Genomic DNA, 2,120 nt, shown 5'->3' on the forward strand with positions numbered 1-2,120 from the left:
GCCACGAGCTGGGCCGGCACCAGGTCGCGCCACCTGCCCACACTGACCTCGGTGGTGCCCTTCGGGACGGGAGCGCTCGCACAGGCCTGCCAGACCAGGGTGCCCGCGCCGGCCACGGCCGCGCGCTCACCGATGACCGCGGTCGGGATGGTGGTCCCGCCCACGAGCAGCTTCGGCCCTCCGCCGCACGCGACGCCGACGCTTGGACCGGGTGGCGATGGGGCGAATCCGGCGACGTCGAGGCCGGCCAGCTCCAGGGCCGTGATGTCGGTGCCCGCGTCCGGGATGAATTGCAGGGCCAAGGCGGTGGTCGCCATCGCCGGCAGCGCAATCCGCCCGTCGATGCCGAGCACCGCCACGGTGCGCCGGCCGTCCCGGGTGACGGCCACCGTCATCGGCGCGTTCTCGGCCAGCCAGTCGGCCCGGGCGTGGACGCGCAGCCCGGCGACGAGCTGGGGCGCGGTGAAGCGGACGGTCAGGGTGGGATCGCGGTCACCGATCGTCGGACTCCAGGCCGTCCCGGGGTCGGCGTCCAGGACGGCGCGCGGTGCCCCGACTTGCCCGGCTGCCCGGGTGCTGCTGGCGGTGATGCTCGCGATGCCGGGCAGGGCGAGCAAGGGCGATGGGTGCGCAGGGTCGGCGACCAGGGTCCCCGACATGGCGTAGGTCGAGGCCGCTGTCGTGGTGACCGACCGTCGCAGCTCCCCCGTCTCCTCCGCGGGCCAGCCGCTGCCCTCGAGGCACTGGTAGCCGGCGGCGCTGCGGATACAGCCGTCGAAGGCCTCGGGGTCTCGGCTGAGGACGAAGCCACCGGTCGGCCCGGACGTGGCGGGCGCCGGTGCATCGACGATCTCGCGGGCGTCGAGACCCGGGACGGCGATCTCGGCGAGCCCGGTGAGCGCGAGGCCGGGGTCGCCGCTGCTCGTGCGCACGATGGTGATGGTGAGTTCTCGGCCATGGTTGGCGGGCAGCGCGATCCGCGACCCATGCGCGGCGAGGTCGACGTCGATGGACTTGCCGCCGAAGCTGACCCGCACCCGGGTCGCCGCGGCGACCGACCCGAAACGGCGCCGGTCGGCGGCGGGCCGGATCTCGATCGCGTCGATGTGGCGATCGGCGGCGAAGGTCGCGGTCCAGGTGGGCGCCGGATCGCCAAGGGTCAGCCAGGCGGTGGCCGAGTCGCCGTCGAGAGCGGCATACGGGCGGCGGGCGGGCACCAGCCCGGCGAAGGTGAGCCGGTCGGACAGGGCGGACGACGCGGTCAGCGAGGCGAGGCCGCCGCCATACGTCACGGTGGTGCGCAAGCCGGGGGCGGGCCAGGGAAAGTAGTCGGCGGCGCCCTGGGCCTCGGCGCGCGTCAGCATGCGGGTAACGTCCTGTCCGCGGGTGGTGCCGAAGTAGCGGTCGCGGGCGGCGAAGGTGTCGGTCTCGACGCGGGCGGTGCCGTCGCCCGGGGTGGCATCGCCGTCGAACAGCACCGGGCCGCCGGCCAGCGCACTCTCCTGGAGCGCGGGCAATGCCTCGCTCGCGCCCGCGACCACGGGGATCGACGCCGCCGGCCACAGGGTCAGCCGGGGAGATGCCGTGCCGGTGATGGCGAAGATCTCGACGGGGCTGACCGGGGTGCCGGTGACATCGCGTTGGGGTTTCCCGAAGCCCGCGACCCGGCTGATGCCGGGGCTGTCCAGGAGCGCCGACCGGGTCACGGCGACGGGCGGTCCGCCGGTCAGGTCGGTGGCGAGGTCGTTGCGCAGGACGACATATTTGACCCCGGCGGCCAGCAGCGCCCGGCCGACGCCGCGCAGGTCGCGGCCACTCTGGGCGCGCCGGGTGATCTCATCGAGGAAGCGGATGGTGCCGGCCGGGGTGAGCGGGACGGCGTCGCGCACGGCATACGGCGCGGTGGTCAGGGAACGCAGGGGCTCATCGATGGTGCGGCCCCAGGTGTATTCGCCGAAGCTCGCCGACGGCAGCAGCACCGCCCCGCCATTGGCCGTATGCCGATCGAGCCACTCCCCCGCGTCGCGCCAGTGGGTGGGCATGCCGGTAAAGGTCCCCCGCGTCGCGACCGTGCCCCCGAGCGCCGGGGCGGCCCCGATGACGACCAGGCCCGCCGCAAG

At 74.8% G+C, this 2,120-nt stretch carries 1 protein-coding gene; it reads right to left on the bottom strand.

The genetic code is table 11. The annotated features are described in order from the left end of the window. Positions 1-2,120, bottom strand: a 2,120-nt coding sequence (locus tag PKH97_RS16165) for an alpha-(1->3)-arabinofuranosyltransferase family protein (RefSeq protein WP_324388634.1), incomplete at both ends; no start/stop codon positions are given.

Origin of the sequence: Nostocoides sp. (assembly GCF_035343835.1) — a bacterium.
GTDB classification, from domain to species: Bacteria; Actinomycetota; Actinomycetes; order Actinomycetales; family Dermatophilaceae; genus Nostocoides_A; species Nostocoides_A vanveenii.